This is a genomic window from Billgrantia gudaonensis, assembly GCF_900100195.1.
Classification (GTDB): Bacteria; Pseudomonadota; Gammaproteobacteria; order Pseudomonadales; family Halomonadaceae; genus Halomonas; species Halomonas gudaonensis.
In genome coordinates this window covers 87,739-110,986 of the sequence record NZ_FNES01000012.1, presented here as the reverse complement: position 1 = coordinate 110,986, position 23,248 = coordinate 87,739, and the positions used below count along the sequence as shown (strand labels likewise).

The window sequence follows — 23,248 nt, the reverse complement described above, 5'->3', positions numbered from 1 at the left end:
GCCGGAAGCGGGCTGCACTTCACCGGTGCAGGGCGGCCTGGTAATGCACGGGGGTGTAGCACGCCTCGAGGGTCTTGCGGTTCAGCGGCTGCCCGGCCTGACTGGCCACGGCATCGGCGATTCGGCCCAGGGCGGCAAGGTCGGGGCACAGCAGATCGCCGCCGAACAGGCGCTGGTGAATGGGGGCTTCGGCCAGCGGCAGGGTCTCGAGGTGGCTCACCGAGCGGTCGAGATAGGGCGGCAGGGCAAGCCAGTCTCGCGCCTGGCGACGATGGGCGGGCGATTCGGCCAGCCAGTCGCTGGCCGCCTGCAGGGCGCGCAGCAGGGCGGCGAGGGTGCCTGGGTAGCGGTGCGCCCAGGGACGCGTCACGCCGAGTACCTTTTCGGGGTGTTCCGGCCATAGCTGGGCGCCGCTCGCCACGATGCGGCCGACACCGTCGTGCTGGGCCAGGCTGCCCCAGGGTTCGCCGACGCAAAAGCCGTCGATCTGCCCTTCGCGCAGCGCGGCGACCATGCGCGGCGGCGGCAGGGCCACGAGGTCCAGATCGCGTTCGGGGGCCAGGCCGCCACAGGCCAGCCAGTCGCGCAGCAAGAAGTGCTGGCAGGAGTAGGGGTAGACCATGGCGAGGCGCGGGCGCCGCTGACGAGGCGATGCCGCCAGCCAGGCCGCCAGTGCGCGGGCGCTGGCGGCCGGGTCGTCGTCGAAGGCGGCGCCGCTGCGCTCGCACAGGGCAGTGGAGAGCACCAGGGCATTGCCGTTGCGGGAGAGAGTGGCCGGCGCCAGGGTGTCGCAGGGCGCCCGCCCCAGGCCGAGGCTCATCGCCAGGGGCAGCGGGGCGAGCAGGTGGGCGCCGTCGAGCAGCCCGGCGGCGAGCTTGTCGCGCAGCGTCGACCAGGCGTTCTCGCGGGAGAGGTTCACGTCCAGCCCCTGGTCGGCAAACAGGCCCTTCTCGCGGGCCACCACCAGCAGCACGGCATCGAGCAGCGGGATGAAGCCCAGCGTCACGCGCTCGCGTTCCGGGGGCGGGGTGGCGGCGTCGTTGGTTCCCATTACAAGGCTCCCTTGTCGAGGCATTCGAGAATGTCGATGACGCTGTCGGCCACGTCGCCGATGCGCTGGCCACGGTCCATGGCGAGCTTGCGCAGCATGCGGTAAGCCTGCTCTTCGTCGCAGTCCTGGTGCTTCATCAGCAGGCCCTTGGCGCGTTCGATGCGCTTGCGTTCGGCCAGTTGGGTACGCGTGCGGTCGAGCTCCTGGCGCAGCGACTGGTAGGCATCGAAGCGTGCCACGGCGACCTCGATGATCGACTTGACCCGGCTCGGCACCAAACCGTCGACCACGTAGGCGCTGACGCCGGACTTGAGCGCCGCCTGCAGGGTGTCGGGGTCGTGCTGATCGGCGAAGAACACCACCGGGCGCGGGTTCTCGCGGTTGAGCAGGGCCATGCTGTCGAGGGTGTCGCGGTCGGGAGATTCCATGTCGATGATCACCACGTCGGGGCCGTGGCGTTCGACCATGGCGTTGAGGCTGGCCGCGCTCGTCAGGTGGCAGATCACCTCGTGGCCTTCCTGGGTGAGGGCCTCCTCGACCATGGTGGTGCGCACGAGTTCGTCGTCGACCAGCAGGATCTTCAGGGGTTCGGGCATGGCGGCTCGGCTCTTTGGGTGGCTTCTCCCTCTCTCAAGCAAGATGCATTCCAGGTTCCCCTTTGGTCGGTAATGGCGAGGATGAGGGCCATGGAGGGATCGACGGTAGCGCCAATGCTGCACTGCCGCGGTGCGAAAGCACGCAGCATTCGCCAGCGCTGGTGCATTTCCGGCACCGCAGCGCACGGTCGAATGACCCAACCGACCGGTGATGATGGCATTGGGGAGCGTTGGCATGCCGCTTGCTTGGTTCAGGACAACACTCAAGGGAGGCGCAGTCGTCTCCCCGGCAACGACGCCCGCCGTGCTTTTCCCTGCCAGGGGAGGCACGAGCGGGCGTCGTCGTTGCCGAGAGGTCTCGACTGAACATCGCCTGGGAGAGCTTCATGCAAGCAACGCGAACCACTTGCCCTTACTGCGGCGTCGGCTGTGGCGTGCGGGCGGAGATCGACGACGGCCAGGTCGTCGGCGTGACCGGCGATGAAGGGCATCCGGCCAATTTCGGCCGGCTGTGCGTCAAGGGCACGGCGCTGCACGAGACGCTGGGCGATCATGGGCGGCTCGTTCGTCCGCGAGTCGACGGCCGCGAGACGGACTGGGAGACGGCGCTGGCCGCAGTGGCCGAGCGCCTCGCCGCGACCCGGCGCGAATACGGCAAGGCGGCGGTGGCGGGCTACCTCTCCGGGCAGTTGCTCACCGAGGACTATTACGTCGCCAACAAGCTCTTCAAGGGCTTTCTCGGCACGCCGCACCTGGATACCAACTCGCGGCTGTGCATGGCCTCGGCGGTGGCGGCCCACAAGCGTGCCTTCGGTGCCGATGGGGTGCCGTGCTGCTACGCAGACCTGGAAGAGGCCGAGCTGGTGGTGCTGGTGGGCTCCAATCTGGCGTGGAACCACCCGGTGCTCTACCAGCGCCTGAAGGTCGCCAAGCGCGACAACCCGTTGCTGCGCGTGGTAGTGATCGACCCGCGGGTCACCGACAGCTGCGAGATCGCCGATCTCTACCTGGGGCTCGCGCCCGGCAGCGACGCCCGGCTGTTCACCGGCCTGCTGGCATGGATGGCCGACGAGGGCAAGCTCGACGATATCTACCTGGAACGCCACACCCAGGGGCTGGAAGGGGCGCTCGCCGCGGCTCGCGAGGAAGATTGCCGCCTCGAGGCCATCGCCGCCGACTGCGACCTGGACGGCGAGCGGCTGGAAACCTTCTTTTACTGGTTCGCCAGCCATCTGCACGTGGTGACGCTGTTCTCCCAGGGCATCAACCAGTCGTCGAGCGGTACCGACAAGGCGGGGGCGATCATCAACTGCCACCTGGCCGGCGGCAAGATCGGCCTGCCCGGTGCCGGCCCTTTCTCGATCACCGGCCAGCCCAACGCCATGGGCGGCCGGGAGGTCGGGGGGCTGGCCAACCAACTGGCGGCGCACATGGATTACGACAGCCCCGGCGCACGGGATCGCGTCACGCGCTTCTGGGCCACCGAAGGCGCGCTGCCCGAGCTTCCCGAGGGTCCCGGGCACAAGGCCGTGGCGCTGTTCGAGGCCATCGAGCGCGGCGAGGTACGCGCGCTGTGGGTGATGGCCACCAACCCGGCGGTGAGCCTGCCGAAGGCCGAGCGGGTGCGCGCGGCGCTGGCCAAGTGCCCGCTGGTGATCGTCTCCGAGTGCGTGACCGACACCGACCTGCTGCGCTACGCCGACATCGTTCTGCCGGCGTCGAGCTGGTCGGAGAAGGACGGTACGGTGACCAACTCCGAACGCTGCATCTCGCGTCAGCGCGGCCTGGTGCCGCCGCCTGGGGAGGCGCGCCACGACTGGTGGATCATGACCGAGGTGGCGCGTCGGCTCGGCTTCGGCGCGGCCTTCGATTATGCGCACCCGAGCGAGATCTTCGCCGAGCATGCGCGGCTCTCGGGCTTCGAGAACGACGCCGACCTCAGCCAGGATGGGGCACGGTTGTTCGATATCTCGGGCCTCGCCGGACTCGACCGTGGGCGCTACGATGCCCTGGCGCCGATCCAGTGGCCGGTGACCGCCGCCACCCCTCAGGGTACGCCGCGGCTGTTCGCCGACGGGTGCTTCGCCACGCCGGACGGCCGGGCATGTCTGGTACCGGTGCGGTCGCAGCTGCCGGCCCAGGCGCTCAGCGCAGCTCGGCCGCTGCGCCTCAACACCGGGCGCATCCGCGATCAGTGGCACACCATGACGCGCACCGCCCGGGCGCCAAGGCTGATGAACCACCGCTCGGAACCCTTCATCGAGCTGCACCCGGACGACGCCCTGGCCCATGGCGTCACCGACCGGCAGCTGGCGCGGCTCAGCGGCGCCGGTGGCGACTACCTGGGCCGGATACGTCTGGCACGCGGCCAGCGGCGCGGCGAGGTGTTCGTGCCCATGCACTGGAGCGACCGCTTCAGCAAGCAGGCGCGCTGCAACGGCTTGCTCGCCGCCCACCTCGATCCCCATTCCGGCCAGCCCGAGAGCAAGCACGGTGCCGTGGCTATCGCTCCCCTGACGCTTGGCTGGGAGGCGACTCTGCTGGTGGCCGACGACCTGGCGGACGAGCCTTGGTGGTGTGAGGGGGCCATCTACTGGTCGCGAATTCCCCTGGGCCATGCCGAACGCTGGCAGCTCGCCGGCGGCGAGCCGGGGCAGACGCGTGACTGGCTGGCCTGGGTGCAGCGGGTGCTGCCCGTGGCGCCCAGCCTGTGGTGCGACGACCCGACCGGCGGCCGGCTGCGGGCCGCCGGGCTCGACGAGGCCGGGCGGCTGCGCTGGTGGCTGATGGTGGGCCCACCGGCGGAGCTGCCGGGGCTCGGCTGGCTGGACGAGCGCTTCGCCGAGGCCGCCTGCGGCGACGCGCTCGATACCGTCCGGCGCCGTCGGTTGCTGGCCGGTTGCGACGACGGCGCTGCCGACGCGGGCCCGCTGGTATGCAGCTGTCATCAGGTGGGCCAGCGCTGTATCCTTGAAGCCATACGCGGCGGCGACCGCAGCGTCGAGGCGCTGGGCGCCCGGCTGGCCTGCGGGACCCAGTGCGGCAGCTGCGTTCCCGAGCTGAAGGCGATGATCGAGGAGGAGACGGCGATATGCGCGTCATGAGCAAGGGGCGGTGGAAGACCTGTCTGAATGCCGTCCTGGCACGGCTCGTCCAACCGCGCCGGGCCGCTGCCTCCCGCTCGGGTGTGCCGGCGGGGAACCGCACGGGGGTGTCTGCGCGACGGTGCCGGTCCGGCACCGTCTACCTGGTGGGGGCCGGCAGCGGCGACGTGGAGCTGCTGACGCTGAAGGCGGCGCGGCTTCTCGGCGAGGCCGATGCCGTGGTCTACGACCGCCTGGTGGGCGACGAGGTGCTGGCGCTGATCCCGGCGGGCACGGAGCGCTACTACGTGGGCAAGGCGCGCGGTCAGCACAGCGTGCCCCAGGGCGAAATCGGCGCCCGGTTGGTGGCGCTGGCGCAGGAGGGCAAGTCGGTGGTGCGCCTAAAGGGCGGCGATCCCGGCATCTTCGGCCGCCTGGGCGAGGAACTCGCGGCGCTGGCCGAGGCGGAAGTGCCCGCCGAGATCGTACCGGGCATCACCGCCGCCTCGGCGGCCAGCGCGGCGCTGGGCATTCCACTCACCGATCGCGCCCACGCCCAGCAGCTGCGTTTCGTCACCGCTCAACTGTGCCGGCAGGGCGGCGAGCCCGACTGGCAGGCACTGGCCCGCCGCGATGAAACGCTGGTGTTCTACATGGGGCTGGGCAAGCTGGAAACCATCTGCCGCAAGCTGCGCGATGGCGGCCTGCCCGACGACTGGCCGATCCTGCTGGTGGCCAACGCCAGCCTGCCCGAGCAGCGGGCACTGGTCGGTACCCTGGCCGACATGCCCGATAAGCTCGCCGCTTCGCCGCTGCCCTCGCCCTGCCTGATCGTGGTGGGCAGCGTGGTACGGCTTTGCGAGACCAGCCCGGCGAGTCCGCTCAGCGGTGTCAATGCCCGGCCTGACTGAATGGCTGCGTCGTCGGTCGATCAAGACGGCGCCTGAACCTGCATCAATGCCGCCTTGCGAAACGCCTGCTGCACCACCAGGCGCAACTCTTCGTCGTCCCAGGGTTTGGTCAGGAACTTGAAGATGGCGCCTTCGTTGATTGCCGTGGTCACGGTCTTCAGGTCGGTGTAGCCCGACAATACGATCTGGATCGTATCCGGATGGAGTTCCTTGACGCGACGCAGGAATTCCGTGCCGCTCATCTCCGGCATGCGTTGGTCGCTGATGATGACCTGAACGTCTTCGGTAGCCAGCAGCTCGAAAGCCTGCTGGGGTCTTTCCGTTGCGAGGATGCGGTAGCCATCGCGGCGCAGCGTGCGAGTCAAGGCGTTCAGGATGTTGGCCTCGTCGTCGAGCAACAGCACCGTGGGTTTACCGGCTTCGCCGTTCTCGCGTGCCAGGCGTAGGCGCTGGGCGGCACGATTTTGGTGCAGGAAGCCCTCGAGCTCGTCCAGCGGCATGGGGCGGGCGAAGTAGTAGCCCTGATAGATGTCGCACGGCAGCTTCTGCAGGAAGGCGTGCTGTGCCTGGGTCTCCACGCCCTCGGCCACCACCTTGACCGGCAGCGAGCTGGCCATGGAGATGATGCCCTTGACGATGGCGGCATCTCGATGGTCGCTGATCACCTCGCGAATGAAGGAACGGTCGATCTTGATCTTGTCGATGGGCAGCTGCTTCAGATAGCTTAGGCTGGAAAAGCCGGTGCCGAAGTCATCGATGGCAATCTTGATGCCCTGCTCGCGCAGGACGTGCAGGGTGTCGATCACGCCTTCGGAGCCGTCCATCAGCACGCCCTCGGTGAGTTCCAGCTCGAGAAGCTCGGGTGCCAGTCCGGTAGTGGCCAGAGTGTCTTGGACATGACTCACGAAGCGGCTGCGCTGGAATTGCATGGGTGAGACGTTCGCCGACATCACCAATGGGCCCAGCCCCAGCTCGTTGAGATGGCGGTTGTCGCGACAGGCGGTAGCCAGCACCCAGTCGCTGATGGGGATGATCTGGCCGGTATCCTCTGCCAGCCCGATGAACTCCATGGGTGAAACGTAGCCGCGCTCGGGATGGCGCCAGCGGATCAGCGCCTCGAAACCGATCACCGAGCCGCTGGCGCCGTGGATTTGCGGCTGATAGTGGAGTTCGAACTGCTCCTCTTCGATGGCGCGCTGCAGGGCGTTGCGCAGCGTCACGCGCTGGCTGACCTTGTGATTGAGATCCTGGGTGAACCACTGGTAGGTGTTGCGCCCGTGGCGCTTGGCCTTGTACATGGCCAGGTCGGCCTGTTGGATGAGACGCGTGGGCCGTAGGTCGTCGTCCTGGCGCAGGGCGATGCCGATGCTCGCCGTCAGGCGCAGCTCGCTGTCGCCGTCGCGGTAGGGGCGGGCGACGCTGTCGAGCAGTCGTTCGACGATGGGCAGGACGTCGTCCTGGTGGGCCAGGTCGGGCAGCAGGATGACGAATTCGTCGCCGCCGAAGCGGGCCACGGTGTCGCCGGGGCGTACCCCGGCTTCCAGGCGACGGGCGACCTCGATGAGAATGTGGTCACCGACCTCGTGGCCCAGGGTATCGTTGATCGGCTTGAAATCGTCGAGATCGACGAACAGCACGGCCAGGCTGCGCGCATAGCGATGGGCGAACTGGCTGCTCTGGGCCAGGCGGTCCTCGAGAAGGGCGCGGTTGGGTAGGCCGGTGAGCGCGTCGTGGCTGGCATGATAGGCGAGCCGAGACTCGTACTCGCGTTGCGTGGAGATGTCGTTCTGGATGCCGATGAAGTGGGTGACCTCGCCCGGGTCGTCGAATACCGGCGAAATGTACAGGTCGTTCCAGAAGGGCGAGCCGTCCTTGCGGTAGTTGAGCAGCGTGACGTGAAGCGTGCGCCGTGCCTCGATGCCCAGGCGCAGGGCGCGTTTGGCGTCGGGATCGGTGTTCTCGCCCTGCAGCATGCGGCAGTTGTGGCCGATCACTTCTTCGCGGGTGTAGCCGGTGATCTTTTCGAAGGCGGCATTGGCATAGACGATCGGGTAGCCCGGCTGTTGGGCGTCGGCGATCACGACGCCGTTGACGCTGGACTCGATGCCGCGCTCCAGAATGCGCAGCTGGCGTTCGGCGGCCTTGCGAGCGTTGATGTTCTGGAAGTAGACGGCCAGCCCTTCGTCGGAGGGGTAGGCATGCACTTCCACCCATAGATCGAGCCGCGGATTGTACTCCTCGAAGGTGACGGAAATACCGTCGGCGACCGCACGCCGGTATTCCGTTTCGAAAAGCGTGCCCTCTGCCTCGGGAAAGGCTTGCCAGATATCCTGACCCAGCAGCTCCTGTCGCGAGCGCTGCAGGAGCCGTTCCGCCTCGTGGTTCAAGTAGCTGAAGCGCCACTCGGCATCCAGGGTGAAAAAGCCGTCGGTGATGCTCTCCAGCGTAGTGGTGAGTCGTTCGGCGAGCTGGTGCACCTCGTCCTGCAGGCGCTTGCGCTCGGTGATGTCCTGGGTCGAGCCCTGGGCACGTATGATTTCACCCTGCTCGTTGCGCATCGCCTCGCCGATGACGCGCACGTAGCGATGGCGACCCTTGGCCGTGACGATCTCGAAGACGTCGTCGATCGGTTTGCCCTCGCGCACGCAGGTTTCGAAAGCCTGCTGCAGGCGCTCGCGGTAGGCCGGTTTGTAGTAGGCGATGGCCTGCTCGAGGGTAGGCTGGAAGCCGGCAGGCTCGTCGTGAATGGCGCACACCTCGTCGGACCAGATCGGTCGTCCCTCGCTGAGATCGAAGTACCAGCCACCGATCTGAGCGGTGCGACCGACGATACGGAACAGTCTCCGGTCGCGAACCTGCTGTGCCTCGGCCTGCTTGCGCAGGGTGACGTCCCGTGCCACGGCGTAGATGACCGACTCGTCGCCAAGGGCGGCGTTGATCTCGACCCAGTGCGTCTCGTCGCGGGCATCGATGACGCGGGCTTCCAGCTGTTGAATCCTGTCTCCTCCGGCCAGTGCCTGTATGGCCTGGGCGATCAGCGGCTGGTCGTCGGGATGGATCAGCCGGCCGTAGGTGCTTCCGATGAGTTGATCGTGGCTGAACCCCAGGGACTGTTGGAATGCCGGATTCACCTGCAGGAATCGCCCCTCCAGGTCGACGCGGCAGAAGAGTTCCAGCGACAGCGTGAAGAACTGGTCGCGCTGTTTCATCGTCTGCTCGAGGGCGCGATGGCTGGCGTTCAGCCGGTGGCGGCGCTCTCGGGAGAGCTGGTTCAGGCCCAGGCTGATCATCAGCAGATAGGTGAACAGCAGGCCGCTGAGCAGCGTCAGGGTCGGCACGACGGCACTGAGCTGAAGGCGCGAGCGCGGCAGGGCGGCGGTCAGGGTCCACTCGCCGCCACCTGGCAGCTCGATGTGCTGTTGGTCGATGGCCTGCAGCGCCTGGTCGGCCGTCGTCTCGAGGGAGTCGAAAAGCATCTCCCCTGCATGTGCCACCTGGAGATGGAAAGGACCGGTATGTGACTCGTGGCGCTCGAGCAATGTGGCCACATCGAGGCTCGACACCAGCCAGTGTGGCGACGACAGCGATAGGGGGAGGGCCAGCAGCAACCAGTTTTCCCCTTGGGAACCACGGATGGCCGTGCTATGGAGGGCTCGGCGGGCTGCCGGAGAGTCGGGAAGCCAGGTGGCCACGCTGGCCGACGATAGGGTGTTGACGATCTCGTCGTCATCGAGCTCCGGGTGGTGCGACTGTCCTTCCAGAAATTGGAACTCGTCATCCAGCACGGCAATGAAGTCCAGCGAAGGGAAGTCGTCCAGGTAACTGTCGAGTTCGTGCTGGCGCAGTGGTGCGGCAGGAATTCGCCCGAGCGTTTCCCAGCGTCCAACCAGCCGCTGCAGCAGTTGGACATGATCCTCGATATCGTGCCGGATCGTGGTTTTCGCGTGTGAGAGCGTGTATGCGACGTCTCCTTCCAATCGTTGCAGGCTCTGGCTGCTCAGGAAGTACCAGCCGCTCACCGCCAGCAAGGAGCCGAGGATGCCGGTCGCCAGCGGCAGTCTTGAAAAGCGCATCGGGGATTGGCGATGCAGCCGGTGCTGCACCAGGATGCCCGCGCCACCGGCAGTGACGACCAGCCCGGCGATCACTGCCGTAGTGGTGTGGGTGAACAGTGCCTCCGGCAAGGGCGTTAGCCAGCCGGTGAGCAGGAAAGCGCTGCCAGACAGCACGGTCAGCCAGGCCAGGAAACGTGCGACGTTTCGAAGCCGGTGGTTGCGGCAGCCACTCGCCAGCAAGCTGAGGGCGAGAAAGGCGAACATGAGTGCCATGGCATCCGGCATGCTGCCGGGGAAAGCTCGCCACGGGCTGGTGGCCGCCACGCCGAACAGGGCCAATGCTGCAAGACGTGCGCTGTGAGTGCGTGCTAGGCAACCGAAGAGCAGCGCTAAACCGAGCAAGGCCGTGGCCAGACCCCCATCGGGGTTGATCAGCGGACGAATGGAGACGGGAAAGGCAGAAACGGCGGCATCCACCAGAGCGAACAGGCCGATGCCGAGGCAGCTTAGCGCCACCATGGTGACGGTGGCGGTGCGATACAGGGGAGTGGTTGTCGTCTCGTTGTCGTTCAACGTCGCCTCTCGAAACGAGGTCAAGGCTCGTCTTCGGTTGCTTCGGGCGGATGCACCAGCAGTTCGAGCCGCACGTCTTCCAGCTCTTCCAGGCGCATGAGCTTGTCGATCAGGCTACGCGACAGCGCCTTGCCTCGATTCAACAATAGCGTACCGCTGGGCGAGAGCAGGTCCTGGGCGAGCTGCATGCCGGGCTCCAGACGCGCGGTTTCCAGCGACAGCACCTTCTTGCCGCCCAGTCCCAAGTCGGGGGCATGCTCGACGCAGAGTTCCACGAACGGCGCAACCAGTGCCGGGTCGTAGACGCGGCCGGCGAACTTTTCCAGCAGGGCGAGGACACTGTGCCGGGGCACCTTGCGCGGCAGGATCATGCCGCGTTGCAGTTCGACGAAATCCACGGCCAGCGCCAGCAGTCGGGCGCCATAGGGAATGGCGTGCTCGCGGAGGTGGTCGGGATAGCCGCTGCCGTTCCAGCGTTCGCGATGATGACGGATGATCTTCGCCGTCCCTTCCAGATGTTCCAGGGCCATCAGCAGGCTCTCGCCGCTTTCCGGGTAGCGGCGGTAGGCATCGCGGTCGGCAGCATAGAGGCGCTCGGAGGGCGCGGTCAGCAGGTGGTCGTTCCAGGTCAGCTTGCCGAGGTTGTAAAGGGCCGCCGCCATCTGCAGGTCGCGCTGGGTCTCTTCGTCGAGCTCGTGCTGGTCGGCGAAGGCTTTGAGCAGTTCGCTCACCGTGGCATTGGTCTGCAAGTCTTTCGGTAGACGCTGGGTGATCAACGAGGAGAACACGCGCGTGGCGGTGACATAGCTCTGCTCCAGCTCGCCGTAGGCGGCGTCGAGCATGTCGGCGGTTTGCTGGAGCTCGGCGGTGCGCTCGGCGACCCGCCGCTCCAGGGTGGCGTTGAGTTCGCTGAGTTCGCGGTTCTGGTCCTGGGTCAGCGCCTCCAGGCGCTGCTGCTCGCGCTGGGCTTGCTGGTGGGCCAGCGCCAGTTGAAGGGTCTGGCGCAGCTCGGTGGCATCCCAGGGCTTGGCGATGTAGCGATAGACATGCCCTTCGTTGATGGCACGCACGGCGGCGTTCAGGTCGGCCTTGCCGGTGAGCAGCAGGCGCAGGCAGTCGGGATGTTCGTGCTGGATTCGCGCCAGCATTTCGATGCCGTCCATGCCGGGCATCAGCGCATCCGAGATGACGGCGTCGACGGGCTCGGTGGCCAGATGGGCGAGCGCTGCCTCGCCATCGTTGGCGGTCAACAGGCGGTAGCCCTCGTGACGCAGCTCTCGTTGCAAGGCGGCGAGCACGTGGGGCTCGTCGTCGACAAGCAGCAGAGTGGCGGTGGGCGTGTCGGTCATCGCGGATCGGGCTCCGGCGCTGAGTCATGGGGCTGATGGATCGGCAACCATACCCGAAAACGACTGCCCCGGCCGGGTTCGCTCGCCATTTCGATCCGGCCACCGTGCTTCTGCACGATGCTCGAGGAGAGCGCCAGCCCCAGGCCGGTGCCTTCGCCTACCGGTTTGGTGGTGAAGAAGGGTTCGAAGAGGCGTTCGCGGTGTTCGGCGGGGATGCCGTGGCCAGTATCCTCGATCTCGAACCAGGCGCGTTCGGTGTCGCAGCCGGTACGGATGACGATGCGCCCGCGCCCGTCGATGGCCTGGACGGCGTTGGTCAGCAGGTTCAGCGCCACCTGGTTGATCTGAGACGGCAGGCACTCCACGGGGGGAAGCTCGCCGTACTCTTTGATCACCTCGGCCTTGTACTTGAGCTCGTTGTTGACGAGGCTGAGCGTGGTTTCCAGGCCGCGGTGGAGGTCGGCGGCCACGAAGTCCTCCTCGTCGATGTGCGAGAAGTCCTTCAAGGCGGTGATGATGGACTTGACCCGTTCGATGCCTTCTTCGGATTCGCTGATCAGTGCCCGAACGTCGTCACGAATGTAGCCGTAATCGAGCCGTTGCTTGAGGGCTTGCAGTTCTTCCAGGGAAGTGACTCGGTCAGAGGCGTCGATGATTTCCAGTAGATCGCGCACATAGTCGGCCAACGTCTTGAGGTTCGAGAAGACGTAGCCGATGGGGTTGTTGATCTCGTGGGCGACCCCGGCGGCGAGCTGGCCGATGGAAGCGAGCTTCTCGGATTGCAGCAGCTGGCTGTTGGCCTGTTCCAGGTCACGCAACAGCTGGGCCGCGCGCTGATGCTCGGCATGAGACATGTCACCCCCTGAGCGTTTCGGCCGGCCAGGCATGCCTGGCCGGGAGTCGGATACCTCCTGCTATTTATTCGGCATGATTGGCCATTTCTTGAGTGTGGGATACCACTTTTATAGATGAGCCAGGATGGCGTCGGCGCTGCTGTCTTCCACGACGCCGCGCTGGGTGTCGACGCCCAGATATTCCACCACGCCGTCGTTGGCGATCAGCGCGTAGCGGTAGCTGCGCACGCCCATGCCGCCGGCGCTGGCGTCGCGGTCCATGCCGATGGCACGGGTGAAGTCGGCATTGCCGTCGGCCAGCATGAGGATATGCTCGGCGTTCTGGTCCTTCTGCCAGGCGCCCATCACGAAGGCGTCGTTCACCGACAGGCAGGCCAGGACGTCGGCGCCCTTGGCCAGGATCTTGTCGGCATTGACCACGAAGCCCGGCATGTGGGTATTGGAGCAACCCGGGGTGAAGGCGCCGGGCACGGCGAACAGCACCACGCGCTTGCCAGCGAACAGTTCGCCGGTGCGGATGTCCTCGGGGCCGTCGGGGCCGGGGGTCTTCAAGGTGATGTCGGGAAGGGTATCGCCTACGGAGAGGGACATTGACGACTCCTGATGTCGGGGGAAAGGGGGCCGGGTTCAGTCGGTTTCCGGCGGAGTGGGACGCACGAGTATCTCGTTGACGTCGACGTGGGCCGGTTGGCTCAGGGCATAGAGCACGGCATTCGCGATATCGCGATCCTCGAGCGCATGTTCCGGCGCTTCGTCGAAGAAGGGCGTGTCGACCATGCCGGGTTCGATCAGCGTCACGCGGATGCCGCTGCCGCGCAGCTCCTCGCGAAGGTTGTAGCCGATGCCGGTCACCGCCCACTTGGTGGCACTGTACATCGAACCGGGGATGGTGGCACGCCCCGCCGCCGAGCCGGTGAGCAGCACGTGGCCGCGGCTTCTGCGCAGCGCCGGCAGGGTAGCCTGGAGGGTGAGCCCGACGCCGTAGACGTTGGTCAGGATCATGTCGCGCCAGGCTTGGTGGTCGGCACCGCTGAAGCCGCCGGGCGAGCCGCCGCGTCCGGCGTTGGCGAACACGGCATCGATGCGACCGAAACGCTCCAGCGCCTGCTCCACCATCGCCTGCTGGTCGGCCATGTCGGTGACGTCCACGCGTACGGTCAGCACGTTCTCCGGGCCGAGTTCGCGGGCCAGGGCCTCCAGCTTGGATTCCGTGCGGGCCGCCAGAACCAGTTTGTAGTTGTTCCTCGAGGCGGCCCGGGCGGTGGCCGCGCCGATGCCGCTGGAAGCGCCGGTGATCAGCAATACACGGTCTTGCATGCTCGTCTCCTGTGCCAGTCAGTGGACATCCCTTTCAGCATGGCCACAGCGTCGACGTGCTGCAAATAGTGCTCATGCCTCGGCCTGAGCGACGATCATCTCGCGAAGCGTCGCCGCAGCGGCGGAAAGCGGGTGACGACGGCGCTGTATGATGCCGAGCGGGCGTCCGATGTGGGGCTGCACCAGCGACCGATACTCGATGCCGTGGGTGGCGATCTGCCGGAAGCTCAGCTCCGGCAGAACGCTGATGCCGACGCCGGCGGCCACCATCCTGCCGACCGTGGCGATCTGGCTGGCATCGCAGAGAATGTCGAGCGTCTTGCCCACGTCAGCCATGATGCGGTCGATGTCCTGGCGGGAGCTGGACAGGCGGTGGATGCCGATGAAGGGGTGGCCGGCGAGCTGCGCCCACTCGACCTGTGGCTGGGCGAGCAGCGCATGGCCAGCGGGGCAGACGGCGACATAGCGGTCCTCCAGCACCGGCTCGAAGTGGAACTCCTCGGCGTCGAGGGGTGGCACCGAGAGCCCCAGATCGGCGCGGCCTTCTCTCACCATGGCGTTGACTTGCTCGGCGAGCACGTCGTGCAAGGCGAAGTTGATGCGCGGGTAACGGTCGTGAAAGGCGGCGATGATGCCCGGCAGCAGGCCGGCGGCCAGCGTGGGCAAGGCCGCCACGGTGACCTTGCCGCGATTCTTGGAGAAGAGGTCGTCGAGATCCTCGAAGGCTTCCGTCCAGTCGTTGAGTAGACGTATGGCCACGGGGAGAAAGGCTTCGCCTTCCGGGGTCAGCGATAGCTGGCGGGTGGTGCGCGAGAACAGCGCGCCACCCACGCTCTCTTCCAGCTTGCGCAGGGCAATGGAGATGGCGGGCTGGGAAAGGTGAATGCGCTCGCTGGCCTCGGCGAGGCTGCGCGACTGCGCCACGGCCACGAAGGCGCTGAGCTGACGGATGCTGGGTTTCATTTAGAAAGTAAAACAGATTTTAAAAACAATTCAATATACAAAAAATAAGACGGTGTCCATGCTGCCAGTGTGCTATGACCGGGCCGCCGCCATGCGGGGACGCCGATCCCCGGCTGCGCAGCCCATGGCGCAATCCGTGACAACAACAAGCCCGATTGCGGGCAGGAGCCAACCATGAAAACGCTGCTCACCGCTGCGGCCGCTAGTGCCGCCATCCTCACCGCTGCCACCGTTCCCGCCCAGGAACGCCTGCTGATCGGCTCGACCTCCAGCTCGTCGAGCCACTACGGCTACTTCGTGGCGGTCAACCAGATCATCAACGGCGAGCTCGACGGCGTGAGTTCCTCCGTCGCCGAGACCGGTGCCACCGTCGACAACCTGCGCCGGCTCAGCCGAGATCAGATCGACATGGGGCTGGTGACCACCAACACCGGCTATCATGCCTATGCGGGGCAAGGCGACTTCGCAGACCGTGCCGTGGATAGCCGGCTGCTGTGGGTCTACACCGTGGCGCCGCAGAACGTGGTGCTGCGCGCAGACGCCGGGGTCGAGAGCCTCGACGATCTGGACGGGGTACGCCTCAATCCGGGGATCACCGGTTCGGCCACCGAGAGCACCACCGAGGCCGTGCTGGAAACCCTCGGCATCGCCCCCGAGTACGTGCGCGGTTCCACCACCGACGTGGTCGACTCCATCAAGGACGATCGCATCGCCGGCTACGTGAAGTCCGGGGTCGGCAACCGCCTGGACGGCTCGACCATGGACATCGCCACCTTCACGCCCATCGAGGTGCTCTCGCTCAGCGACGAGCAGGCCGAGACCTTGCGCAGCGAGATGCCCGACATTGCCGTGGTGGACATTCCCGAAGGCGCGGGTGAGGGCGTTCCCGCTTATACCACCTGGGCCTTCGGCGTGGCCGTGCATGCCCATCCGGACATGGACGAGGAGACCGCCTACCAGATCGTCAAGGCGGTGATGGAGAACCCCGAGCCCCAGGCCAACGCCTTCTCCGCGGTCAAGGGTGCCGACCTGGCGGAGATGACCCTCGATGTAGGAACCGTGCCGCTGCATGCCGGTGCTGCCCGCTACTTCGAAGAGCAAGGGATGGAGATTCCCGACGCTCTGCAGCCCGCGGAATAAGGCTCGGCCGAGGAACTTCCCATGCGCGAGAACCTGACCCGAGTCCTGGCCCTGACGCTGGGCGGGCTGATCCTCTATACCTCGGCCACCGGCCCCTTCGAAAGCCTGATCCAGCGGGGGATCTTTCTCGCGCTGGTGATCCTGCTGGGGCTGACCGTGTATCCCCTGGGGGCCGGCACCCGCTGGCGGCCCCTGGGCCTGGCCGTTGACGCGTCGCTGGCGGTAGGCGTGGTGCTGGCCTGCGGCTACGTGGTGATGAACCAGGAGCACATCCTGGTGGAACTGCCCTGGGCGGGGCCGCGTGACATGCTCTTCACCGGCGTGCTGCTGGTCGCAATCCTCGAGCTGTCGCGGCGGGCCATCGGGGCGATCTTTCCGCTGCTGGTGGTGGCCGGCCTGGCCTATGCCCGGTTCGGGGCGCTCATCCCCGGCCCGCTGGGACATCGCGGTTTCGATCTGGCCTACATGACCGAAACCATCTATCTCGGCGACCTGGGCGTATGGGGCATGCTGGTGGGAGTCGCCGCCACCACCATCGCGGCCTTCGTGCTGTTCGGCTGCCTGTTGCTGCACACCGGTGGCGGGCAGACCTTCATGGATCTGGCCCTGCGCATCAGCGGGCGCTCGCCGGGGGGCGCGGCCAAGGTGGCCACCGTGGCATCGGGGCTGTTCGGCATGGTCAGCGGCAGTGCGGTGGCCAACGTGGCCACCACCGGCAATTTCACCATTCCGATGATGAAACGGCTCGACTACCCCCGGCCCTTCGCTTCCGGCGTGGAGGCCGTGGCTTCCACCGGTGGGCAGATCGCCCCGCCGATCCTCGGGGCGGCGGCCTTCATCATGGCCGAGATCCTCGGCGAGAGTTACGTGCGCATCGCCCTGGCGGCGCTGCTGCCGGCGATTCTCTTCTATCTGGGCGTGTTCCTGACCATCCACCTGGTGGCCAGACGACGCCAGCTGCGCGTGGTGCCCGACGATGAGCTGCCCAACTGGGCCGAGGTGCTGCGTCCGGCACGCATCGTGCCGATTCTCGCGGCGCTGGGCGGGCTGTTCTACGGCGTGCTCTCGGGGCACTCGATCCAGATGTCGGCGTTCTACGGCATCCTGATGACGGTGCTCACCTTCGTGCCCTTTGCCTTGCTGGCGCGGATGGCGTGGCGCGAGATCTTCGCCAATCTGCTGTCGGGGCTGATGGATGCCGGCCGGGGCATGGTGATCATCGGCGTGCTGCTCGCCGGGGCGCAGATCCTGGTGGCGATGATCGGCATGACCGGCATCGGGGTGACGCTTGCCAGCCTGATCGTCAACGTGGGCGGCGAGTCGCTGTTCCTGGTGGCGGGCATCGTCGGCGGCGTGTGCCTGATCCTGGGCATGGGCATTCCCACCACCGCCGCTTACGTCTTGGTGGCCTCGGTGCTGGCGCCGGCTCTCACCACCATCGGCGTCGAGCCGCTGATCGCCCATCTCTTCGTGTTCTATTTCGCTACCCTGTCGGTCATCACGCCGCCGGTGTGCGTGGCGGTGTTCGTGGCGGCGGGCATCGCCGACACCAACTGGTTGCCGGCGGCCGGCGAGGCCGTGCGCCTGGCGGCGGCCATCTACGTGATTCCCTTCCTGCTGCTGATCTATCCGGCCCTGGCCGGCTTCGGTGGCGCGGTCGACATCCTGCTGGCGATCTGTCAGGGCGTGGTCTTCGTGCTGGCCTTCGCCTCGCTGATGTCGCGGGTGGCGATCACCGGCCATCGCTGGCTCGACGTCGCCGGCCTGGTGCTGGTGATCGGTCTGGCGCTGACGCCGGGCTGGCTCACCACCACTGCGGCGCTGCTGGCATTGGTGGCGCTGTACGGCATGCGGCGGCGAGGCACGCGCCGCTGCGCTGCCGGGGAGCTACCGGCCAAGGAGACTCACTCATGACCTTTCTGCTGGGAAGCGGCGCGGGTTTCTCCGGCGACCGCACCGATGCGGCGATTCCGGTGGTGGCCGAGTTGATTCGGCGTGGCCAGCCCTGTGCGCTGCTCTTCGAGACCCTGGGCGAACGCACCCTGGCGGCGGCCCATCGCACCATGCGCGACGATCCCGACAAGGGCTATGAACCGCTGCTGGATGAGCTGCTCTCTCCCGTGCTCGGCGACTGCCTGACCCATGGCATTCGCGTGCTGGGCAACTTCGGCGCCGCCAATCCGCTGGGGGCATGCCGGCGCGTGCGCTCGCTGGCCGCGGCGGTGGGCAGGGAGACGGCGCGCATCGGCCTGGTAGAGGGGGACGACATTCGCGATCGCCTGGCGGGCCTCGACTTGCAGCGCTGGGAGGCGGAAAACCGTGAGCTGCCGGGTGCCCAGGCGTTGATTTCGGCCAACGTCTATCTCGGGGCGGCTCCCCTGGTGCAGGCTCTGGCGCAAGGGGCCGAGGTGGTGGTGACCGGGCGCGTCGCCGACCCGGCGCTGTTCCTGGCCCCGCTGGTGCACCATTTCGGCTGGGCCTGGGACGATTGGGACCGCTTGGCCGCCGGCATGATGGCCGGACACCTCGGGGAGTGCGGCGCCCAGGTGAGCGGCGGCTACTTCGCCGACCCGGGGTTCAAGGACGTGCCCGGACTGGCCACGGTGGGCTATCCCATCATCGAGGTGGAGGAGGACGGCAGCCTGACGGTCACCAAACCCCCGGGCACCGGCGGCCTGGTGACCGAGCGTACGGTCAAGGAACAGCTGCTCTACGAGGTGCACGACCCTGCCAACTACCTGACGCCGGATGTGGTGGTGGATCTCTCCCGGGTCGTGGTGCGCGAGGTGGGACCCGATCGAGTGGCGGTCAGCGGAATCCGTGGCAAACCGGCACCGGAACGGCTCAAGACCACCGTCTGCTACGAAGGCGGCTGGCAGGGCGAGGCGGAGATCTCCTACGCCGGGCCCAATGCCTTGGCCCGCGCCCAACTGGCGGCCGAAGTGCTCCGCGAGCGGCTGGGCTTTCGCGTGCCGCCCGAGCTGCGCTCGCGGCTGGATCTGATCGGCCATGCCAGCGTGTTCGACAGCGACGACGGCGAGCTGCAGGCGCAACGGCAACCGAGCGAGTCGGGCGACTATCGCCTGCGCCTGGCCGTCGAGCACCCCGAGCGCCGCTGGGTCGAGCGCGCCACCCAGGAATTGCTGGCGCTCTACTGCGCGGGGCCCGCGGGCGGTGGCGGCGTGCGTCGCCACTTCCAGCGCCGCGTGTGCACGGCCTCCTACCTGGTCAAGCGCAGCGACGTGGTTGCCCATGCGACCCTGTTCGACGAGAGGAGCGAAGCCCATGCCGCCAGTCACTGAGGTCGCTACGTCGGCGAGCGTGCCGCTGCATCGTCTGGCCCACGCGCGGGCCGGCGACAAGGGCGACCGGCTCAACCTCGCGCTGTTCGCCTATGCCGAGCGAGACTACCCGCTGCTGGTCGAACAGGTCACCGAGTCGCGCGTGCTGGCCCTGTTCGCCCACCGCGGCGCCAGCCGCGTGCGCCGCTATCTGATGCCGGGCCTGGCGGGCATGAACCTGGTGATCGACGACGTGCTGCAGGGTGGCGTCAACGGTGCGCTCAATCTCGACGGTCACGGCAAGACGCTCTCCTTTCTGCTGCTCGGCATGGAGGTCGTCCTGCCGGCCCCGCCAGAGAGCTGAGCGAACAGCCTCAGGACTCGAGGTCGGACCCCTCGTTGGCAGCGACGAACGCCAGGCGGTGAAACTCGGCTGCGGCTTCGACCTCGGCGAGACCGGCGGTGCCTGGCTCCGGAAAGGTGCCGCCGGCTAGCACTTCCAGCACCGTCTTGACGCCGCGCGACAAGGACAGGAGGTGGTAGCCGCCCTCCAGCACGAAGACCAGGCGCCCCTGGCAGTGCCGGCGAGCCAGATCCTGCAGGATTCCGGTCATGGCCGCGAAGCCTTCGTAGGTGACGTTCAGCGCCAGGTCGAAGCTGTGCGGATCGAAGCCGGCCGACACCAGGATCAGGTCCGGCTTGAACCAATCGGCAGCGGGCTCGAGGATCTCGTGAAAGGCCTTGAGGTAGGCGCGGTCGCCGGCTCCCGCCGGCATGGGCACATTGACGGTCGTGCCTTCCCCCATGCCCTCGCCGATGTCCTCCAACTGCCCCGAGCCGGGGTAGAAAGGCGAGGCGCGATGGATGTCGAAGAACATCACGTCGGGGTCGGCCCAGAAGATGTCCTGGGTGCCGTTGCCGTGGTGGGCGTCCCAGTCCACGATCATCACTCGCTGACAGTCGAAAGCGGCCTGGGCATGGGCGGCGGCGACCGCCACATTGTTGAACAGGCAGAAGCCGCGGGCGCGCACCGGTTCGGCGTGATGGCCGGGCGGGCGCACCAGGGCGAAGGCCGACTCGCAGCGACCCTGGAACACGGCCTCGACGGCGGCGATGGCAGTGCCGGCGGCCACCTCGGCCGCATCGACGCTGCCGGGGGAGACGGCCGTCGTGTCCATGTCCAGCCAGGCGTTCTTGCCGCGCAGCTCGAAGATGCGCTCGAGGTAGGAACTGGTATGCACGCGTCCCAGCTGTTCTCGTGTGGCCGGCTTGCCGCACTCGAACTGCAAGCCGGGCACCGGTTCGAGCTCCAGTAGGTGGCGAATGGTGGTGAGCCGCCCGGCGTGTTCCGGGTACTTCCACGGCACGTTCAGGGACGAGAGCAACTGGCGAACCCGCCGGTCCATGCGACCGGGTAGGAAGGGGGCTTCGGAATCGGGCTGATGGGCCAGGACGCGTTCATCGTAAAAGGCGATCACGCTGTTCGGGTCGGCCACGGAATGCTCCTGAAAGACATGAGACGGAGGCGCCTGATTCCAGCATAGCCGTTCTGGCAATCCGTGGTGGCACTACGACCGCAACGCCGCCCACGCGGGCGGCGTTGCATGACGGTGAAAGAGGTGGCCCGACGACAGGGGGCTTCAGCGCAGCGACAGGGCGCCGGCGCCGGTGTCGTCGCCCACCGCGTCGGTGTAGGCCTTGGCTTCCTCGGCTTCGGTGGCTTCGGTGAAGCGCACCGCGAGACAGCATAGCGAGGCGAGCACCACCGCGATGCCCAGGTAGAAGAGCCCCTGCTGGTAGCTGAGCGATTCCGAGCGGAACAGGAAGCCCGCGGCCACGGCACCCGCGTTGCCGCCGGCGCCGACGATGCCGGCCACCGCGCCCAGCGCCTTCTTGTTGATGAACGGTACCACCCCGAAGGTGGCGCCCTCGGCCATCTGCACGAAGAGGCTGAACACCAGCATGATGCCGATGGCCAGTGCCAGCACGTGCATCTGCGAGAAGAACATCAGGGCGATGCCCTCGCACAGCATGGCGATGAACAGCCAGCGCACGCGTCCCTTGAGACCGCCGTTCTTGGCGAAGAGATCCGAGAAGATGCCGCCCAGGGTGCGCGCGAAGAGGTTCATCAGACCGAACAGCCCGGCGATCAGGCCGGCGGTGGCCAGCGTCAGATCGAAGTTGTCGAAGAAGTAGATGGCGGCGATGTTGTTGATGGTCAGCTCCACGCCGAAGCAGGCGGCATAGACCACGAACAGCGCCCAGACGCGGATGTCCTTGGCCGCCGCCTTGAAGCTCTGGCCCATGCCATGTTCGCCGCTGGCGGCGGGGAGTTCGCCGCGCGCTCTCAGCTCGTCGAAGTTGCCGTTGGGGGCATCCTGAGTGAAACGGTAGTAGGCGATGCCGGTGAGAAACAGCACGATGCCCGGCACCACCATGGCCAGCCGCCAGCCGAGGGTTTCGCTCACGCCGAGCATCAGCACGCCGGCGAAGATCAGCGGCATCACGATCTGGGTGGTTCCCCCGCCCAGATTGCCCCAGCCGGCCGAGGTGGCGTTGGCGGTGCCCACCACGTTGGGGGCGAACATCACCGAGGTATGGTACTGAGTGATGACGAAGGAAGCGCCGATGGCGCCGATGGCCAGGCGCGCCAGCAGGAAGGTCTCGAAACTGTCGGCCAGACCGATGGCCATTACCGGCAACGAGCCGAGACACAGCAGCCACGTATAGGCCTTGCGTGGGCCGATGCGGTCGCACAGTACGCCGATCGCCAGGCGCACGATCACGGTGATGGCCACCGAAGCGATGATGGTATTGCCGATCTGAGTCTTGGTCAGGCCGAGATCGTCACGTACCACCGCCATCAGCGGGGCGATGCCGAACCAGCCGAAGAAGCAGATGTGAAAGGCGAACCACGAGAAGTGAAAGGCTCGCATCTGGGGGGTGTTGAAGCTCAACAGGCGGATCCTGTTGGCCTTGCCGAAGATTTCCATGGGCGTCGACCTCTTGGGGCAGCGAATGCATGAACGTGTCCTTCGGCGTTGAAGGTCAGGTTCGACGCACTCGTACTCCCGGGTCGGAGAGCCTGGTCCACGCCTACCCAGTCTTGACTTGTCTCAAGCGATAATCTTGCCAATATCCATTTTCTGCTTTATTGGCAGTGTGTTGCGAAAACTGTCGGGGCTGGGCGGGCGGCTGATCGGACACGAGAAGGGGCGTCATGGTGCATTGCAGCGACCACGTGCCCCGGGATGGTGCCCGGCAGGTGCTCACTGCATGGCGAACTGGCGGTCGTCGTTCGAGCAGTCGAGAAAGGCGGAGTCCCTCAGCCAGGCCGGGTCCGGATAGTAGGCGAACAGGTAGTGCTCCTCCTTGAGGCTGTCGATCAGCGGAGCGGCGATGTCTTGACGAACGGCCGGGCAGCCATAGCTGCGCCCCAGGCGCCCGGTCCTCTCGATGAACGCTTCGCTGACGTAGTCGGCACCGTGAATGACGATGGCGCGCTCGAAGGCGAGGTCGTTGATACCGGCTTCGAGCCCTTCCAGGCGCAGAGAGTAGCCGTTGCGACCGACGTAGCTGTTTCGCGTGCGGAACAGCCCCAGGCTCGATTGGTGGCTTTCGGGCACGTTGGAGAAGGCGGTGGCCATGGCATTGCCGGAGCCCTGGCCATGGGAGACCAGTTCCTTGAAAAGCAGGCGTCGCTCGTCGAGGTCGAAGACCCACAGGCGCGGTTTGGTGGAGGGCAGCGAAAAGTCGATGACCGCCAGGCGTTCGGCGTGCGGATCGGCACAGGCGAGCGCGGAGGCAGCCAGCTCGAGCACCAGGGGATCGGCCTGGGGGGCGAGTCGCGTCAGAGTGGATGCCAGCGGCGAGGGAGCGCCGTCGGGGGCGAGGCGTGCGCGCACGAAAAAATCGCCGCTGGCGGCGGGCAGCGACAGTAGCAGGGCGGCAAGGCCGATAACGGGCAGCAGGGTGAAGCGGGGCATGGGCTCTCCGGCTCGTCGAGTCTGCGTGCATCAGGCGATCGAAATGGGGCTGACTTCTCTGTAGCCCCGCGACTGTGGCTATTATGACC

Annotated in this window: 17 protein-coding genes; 6 read left to right on the top strand and 11 right to left on the bottom strand. The window is 66.9% G+C overall.

The window, feature by feature from the left end; genetic code table 11:
- Window positions 1-19 precede the first annotated feature (19 nt).
- Window positions 20-1,051 carry a CmpA/NrtA family ABC transporter substrate-binding protein gene (locus tag BLP96_RS14245; protein WP_089687288.1) on the bottom strand — a complete coding sequence of 344 codons (1,032 nt, stop codon included), beginning with the start codon at window positions 1,049-1,051 and terminating at the stop codon, window positions 20-22.
- Window positions 1,051-1,647 carry an ANTAR domain-containing response regulator gene (locus tag BLP96_RS14240; RefSeq protein ID WP_089687286.1) on the bottom strand — a complete coding sequence of 199 codons (597 nt, stop codon included), beginning with the start codon at window positions 1,645-1,647 and terminating at the stop codon, window positions 1,051-1,053. The genes BLP96_RS14245 and BLP96_RS14240 overlap by 1 nt, the downstream gene beginning before the upstream one ends.
- A 386-nt stretch (window positions 1,648-2,033) precedes the next feature.
- On the opposite strand from BLP96_RS14240, the gene BLP96_RS14235 reads away from it, so the two are divergent.
- Both BLP96_RS14235 and cobA read left to right on the top strand, forming a co-directional pair.
- A complete protein-coding gene (locus BLP96_RS14235) occupies window positions 2,034-4,751 on the top strand; it encodes a nitrate reductase (protein ID WP_089687284.1) in 2,718 nt (905 codons plus the stop codon).
- Window positions 4,739-5,641 carry a uroporphyrinogen-III C-methyltransferase gene (gene cobA / locus BLP96_RS14230; protein ID WP_245682266.1) on the top strand — a complete coding sequence of 301 codons (903 nt, stop codon included), beginning with the start codon at window positions 4,739-4,741 and terminating at the stop codon, window positions 5,639-5,641. The genes BLP96_RS14235 and cobA overlap by 13 nt, the downstream gene beginning before the upstream one ends.
- A 20-nt stretch (window positions 5,642-5,661) precedes the next feature.
- Here cobA and BLP96_RS20500 read toward each other — a convergent pair whose 3' ends face one another.
- The 6 genes from BLP96_RS20500 to BLP96_RS14200 form a co-directional block, all read right to left on the bottom strand.
- Entirely contained in the window at window positions 5,662-10,293 is a 4,632-nt protein-coding gene (locus BLP96_RS20500) for an EAL domain-containing protein (RefSeq protein WP_340147976.1), read from the bottom strand.
- A complete protein-coding gene (gene nosR / locus BLP96_RS14220) occupies window positions 10,290-11,618 on the bottom strand; it encodes a response regulator c-di-GMP phosphodiesterase, NosR family (RefSeq protein ID WP_089687282.1) in 1,329 nt (442 codons plus the stop codon). The genes BLP96_RS20500 and nosR overlap by 4 nt, the downstream gene beginning before the upstream one ends.
- Window positions 11,615-12,472, bottom strand: a complete 858-nt coding sequence (locus tag BLP96_RS14215) for an ATP-binding protein (protein WP_245682265.1) — start codon at window positions 12,470-12,472, stop codon at window positions 11,615-11,617. Before BLP96_RS14215 ends, nosR begins: the two co-directional genes overlap by 4 nt.
- Before the next feature lie 108 nt (window positions 12,473-12,580).
- The gene (locus BLP96_RS14210; RefSeq protein ID WP_089687278.1) at window positions 12,581-13,063 is read right to left on the bottom strand and encodes a peroxiredoxin; all 483 of its coding nucleotides are present in this window, start codon (window positions 13,061-13,063) and stop codon (window positions 12,581-12,583) included.
- A gap of 36 nt (window positions 13,064-13,099) precedes the next feature.
- Window positions 13,100-13,789 carry an SDR family oxidoreductase gene (locus BLP96_RS14205; protein WP_089687276.1) on the bottom strand — a complete coding sequence of 230 codons (690 nt, stop codon included), beginning with the start codon at window positions 13,787-13,789 and terminating at the stop codon, window positions 13,100-13,102.
- Window positions 13,790-13,861: 72 nt separating this feature from the next.
- Window positions 13,862-14,752, bottom strand: coding sequence for a LysR family transcriptional regulator (locus tag BLP96_RS14200; RefSeq protein WP_089687274.1), 891 nt, complete (start codon window positions 14,750-14,752; stop codon window positions 13,862-13,864).
- Window positions 14,753-14,926: 174 nt separating this feature from the next.
- Between BLP96_RS14200 and BLP96_RS14195 the strand changes: the two genes are divergently transcribed.
- From BLP96_RS14195 to BLP96_RS14180, 4 genes are read left to right on the top strand one after another with little or no spacing between them, the layout of a single operon-like run.
- Window positions 14,927-15,892, top strand: a complete 966-nt coding sequence (locus tag BLP96_RS14195) for a TAXI family TRAP transporter solute-binding subunit (RefSeq protein WP_089687272.1) — start codon at window positions 14,927-14,929, stop codon at window positions 15,890-15,892.
- A gap of 21 nt (window positions 15,893-15,913) precedes the next feature.
- Window positions 15,914-17,806 (top strand): TRAP transporter permease, encoded by a 1,893-nt coding sequence (locus BLP96_RS14190; protein WP_089687271.1) that lies wholly within the window; start codon window positions 15,914-15,916, stop codon window positions 17,804-17,806.
- Window positions 17,803-19,194, top strand: a complete 1,392-nt coding sequence (locus BLP96_RS14185) for an acyclic terpene utilization AtuA family protein (protein ID WP_089687269.1) — start codon at window positions 17,803-17,805, stop codon at window positions 19,192-19,194. Before BLP96_RS14190 ends, BLP96_RS14185 begins: the two co-directional genes overlap by 4 nt.
- A complete protein-coding gene (locus tag BLP96_RS14180) occupies window positions 19,178-19,537 on the top strand; it encodes an AtuA-related protein (RefSeq protein WP_089687267.1) in 360 nt (119 codons plus the stop codon). Before BLP96_RS14185 ends, BLP96_RS14180 begins: the two co-directional genes overlap by 17 nt.
- A 10-nt stretch (window positions 19,538-19,547) precedes the next feature.
- Here the strand turns inward: BLP96_RS14180 and BLP96_RS14175 are convergent, their stop codons facing one another.
- The 3 genes from BLP96_RS14175 to BLP96_RS14165 all read right to left on the bottom strand — a co-directional run bounded on the left by BLP96_RS14175 (window position 19,548) and on the right by BLP96_RS14165 (window position 23,159).
- On the bottom strand, window positions 19,548-20,669 hold the full coding sequence (locus BLP96_RS14175) for a histone deacetylase family protein (protein WP_245682264.1): 1,122 nt from the start codon (window positions 20,667-20,669) through the stop codon (window positions 19,548-19,550).
- Window positions 20,670-20,813: 144 nt separating this feature from the next.
- Window positions 20,814-22,166, bottom strand: coding sequence for a NarK family nitrate/nitrite MFS transporter (locus BLP96_RS14170; protein WP_089687265.1), 1,353 nt, complete (start codon window positions 22,164-22,166; stop codon window positions 20,814-20,816).
- A 276-nt stretch (window positions 22,167-22,442) separates the two neighbouring features.
- On the bottom strand, window positions 22,443-23,159 hold the full coding sequence (locus tag BLP96_RS14165; RefSeq protein ID WP_089687263.1) for a murein L,D-transpeptidase catalytic domain family protein: 717 nt from the start codon (window positions 23,157-23,159) through the stop codon (window positions 22,443-22,445).
- Window positions 23,160-23,248 lie beyond the last annotated feature (89 nt).

Coding starts and splice junctions, on each gene's coding strand:
- cobA (WP_245682266.1), top strand. CDS start 4,739: ATGCGCGTCATGAGCAAGGGGCGGTGGAAGACCTGTCTGAATGCCGTC.
- BLP96_RS14195 (WP_089687272.1), top strand. CDS start 14,927: ATGAAAACGCTGCTCACCGCTGCGGCCGCTAGTGCCGCCATCCTCACC.
- BLP96_RS14165 (WP_089687263.1), bottom strand. CDS start 23,159: ATGCCCCGCTTCACCCTGCTGCCCGTTATCGGCCTTGCCGCCCTGCTA.
- BLP96_RS14205 (WP_089687276.1), bottom strand. CDS start 13,789: ATGCAAGACCGTGTATTGCTGATCACCGGCGCTTCCAGCGGCATCGGC.
- BLP96_RS14185 (WP_089687269.1), top strand. CDS start 17,803: ATGACCTTTCTGCTGGGAAGCGGCGCGGGTTTCTCCGGCGACCGCACC.
- BLP96_RS14235 (WP_089687284.1), top strand. CDS start 2,034: ATGCAAGCAACGCGAACCACTTGCCCTTACTGCGGCGTCGGCTGTGGC.
- BLP96_RS14245 (WP_089687288.1), bottom strand. CDS start 1,051: ATGGGAACCAACGACGCCGCCACCCCGCCCCCGGAACGCGAGCGCGTG.
- nosR (WP_089687282.1), bottom strand. CDS start 11,618: ATGACCGACACGCCCACCGCCACTCTGCTGCTTGTCGACGACGAGCCC.
- BLP96_RS14190 (WP_089687271.1), top strand. CDS start 15,914: ATGCGCGAGAACCTGACCCGAGTCCTGGCCCTGACGCTGGGCGGGCTG.
- BLP96_RS14170 (WP_089687265.1), bottom strand. CDS start 22,166: ATGGAAATCTTCGGCAAGGCCAACAGGATCCGCCTGTTGAGCTTCAAC.
- BLP96_RS14180 (WP_089687267.1), top strand. CDS start 19,178: ATGCCGCCAGTCACTGAGGTCGCTACGTCGGCGAGCGTGCCGCTGCAT.
- BLP96_RS14200 (WP_089687274.1), bottom strand. CDS start 14,752: ATGAAACCCAGCATCCGTCAGCTCAGCGCCTTCGTGGCCGTGGCGCAG.
- BLP96_RS14210 (WP_089687278.1), bottom strand. CDS start 13,063: ATGTCCCTCTCCGTAGGCGATACCCTTCCCGACATCACCTTGAAGACC.
- BLP96_RS14215 (WP_245682265.1), bottom strand. CDS start 12,472: ATGTCTCATGCCGAGCATCAGCGCGCGGCCCAGCTGTTGCGTGACCTG.
- BLP96_RS14240 (WP_089687286.1), bottom strand. CDS start 1,647: ATGCCCGAACCCCTGAAGATCCTGCTGGTCGACGACGAACTCGTGCGC.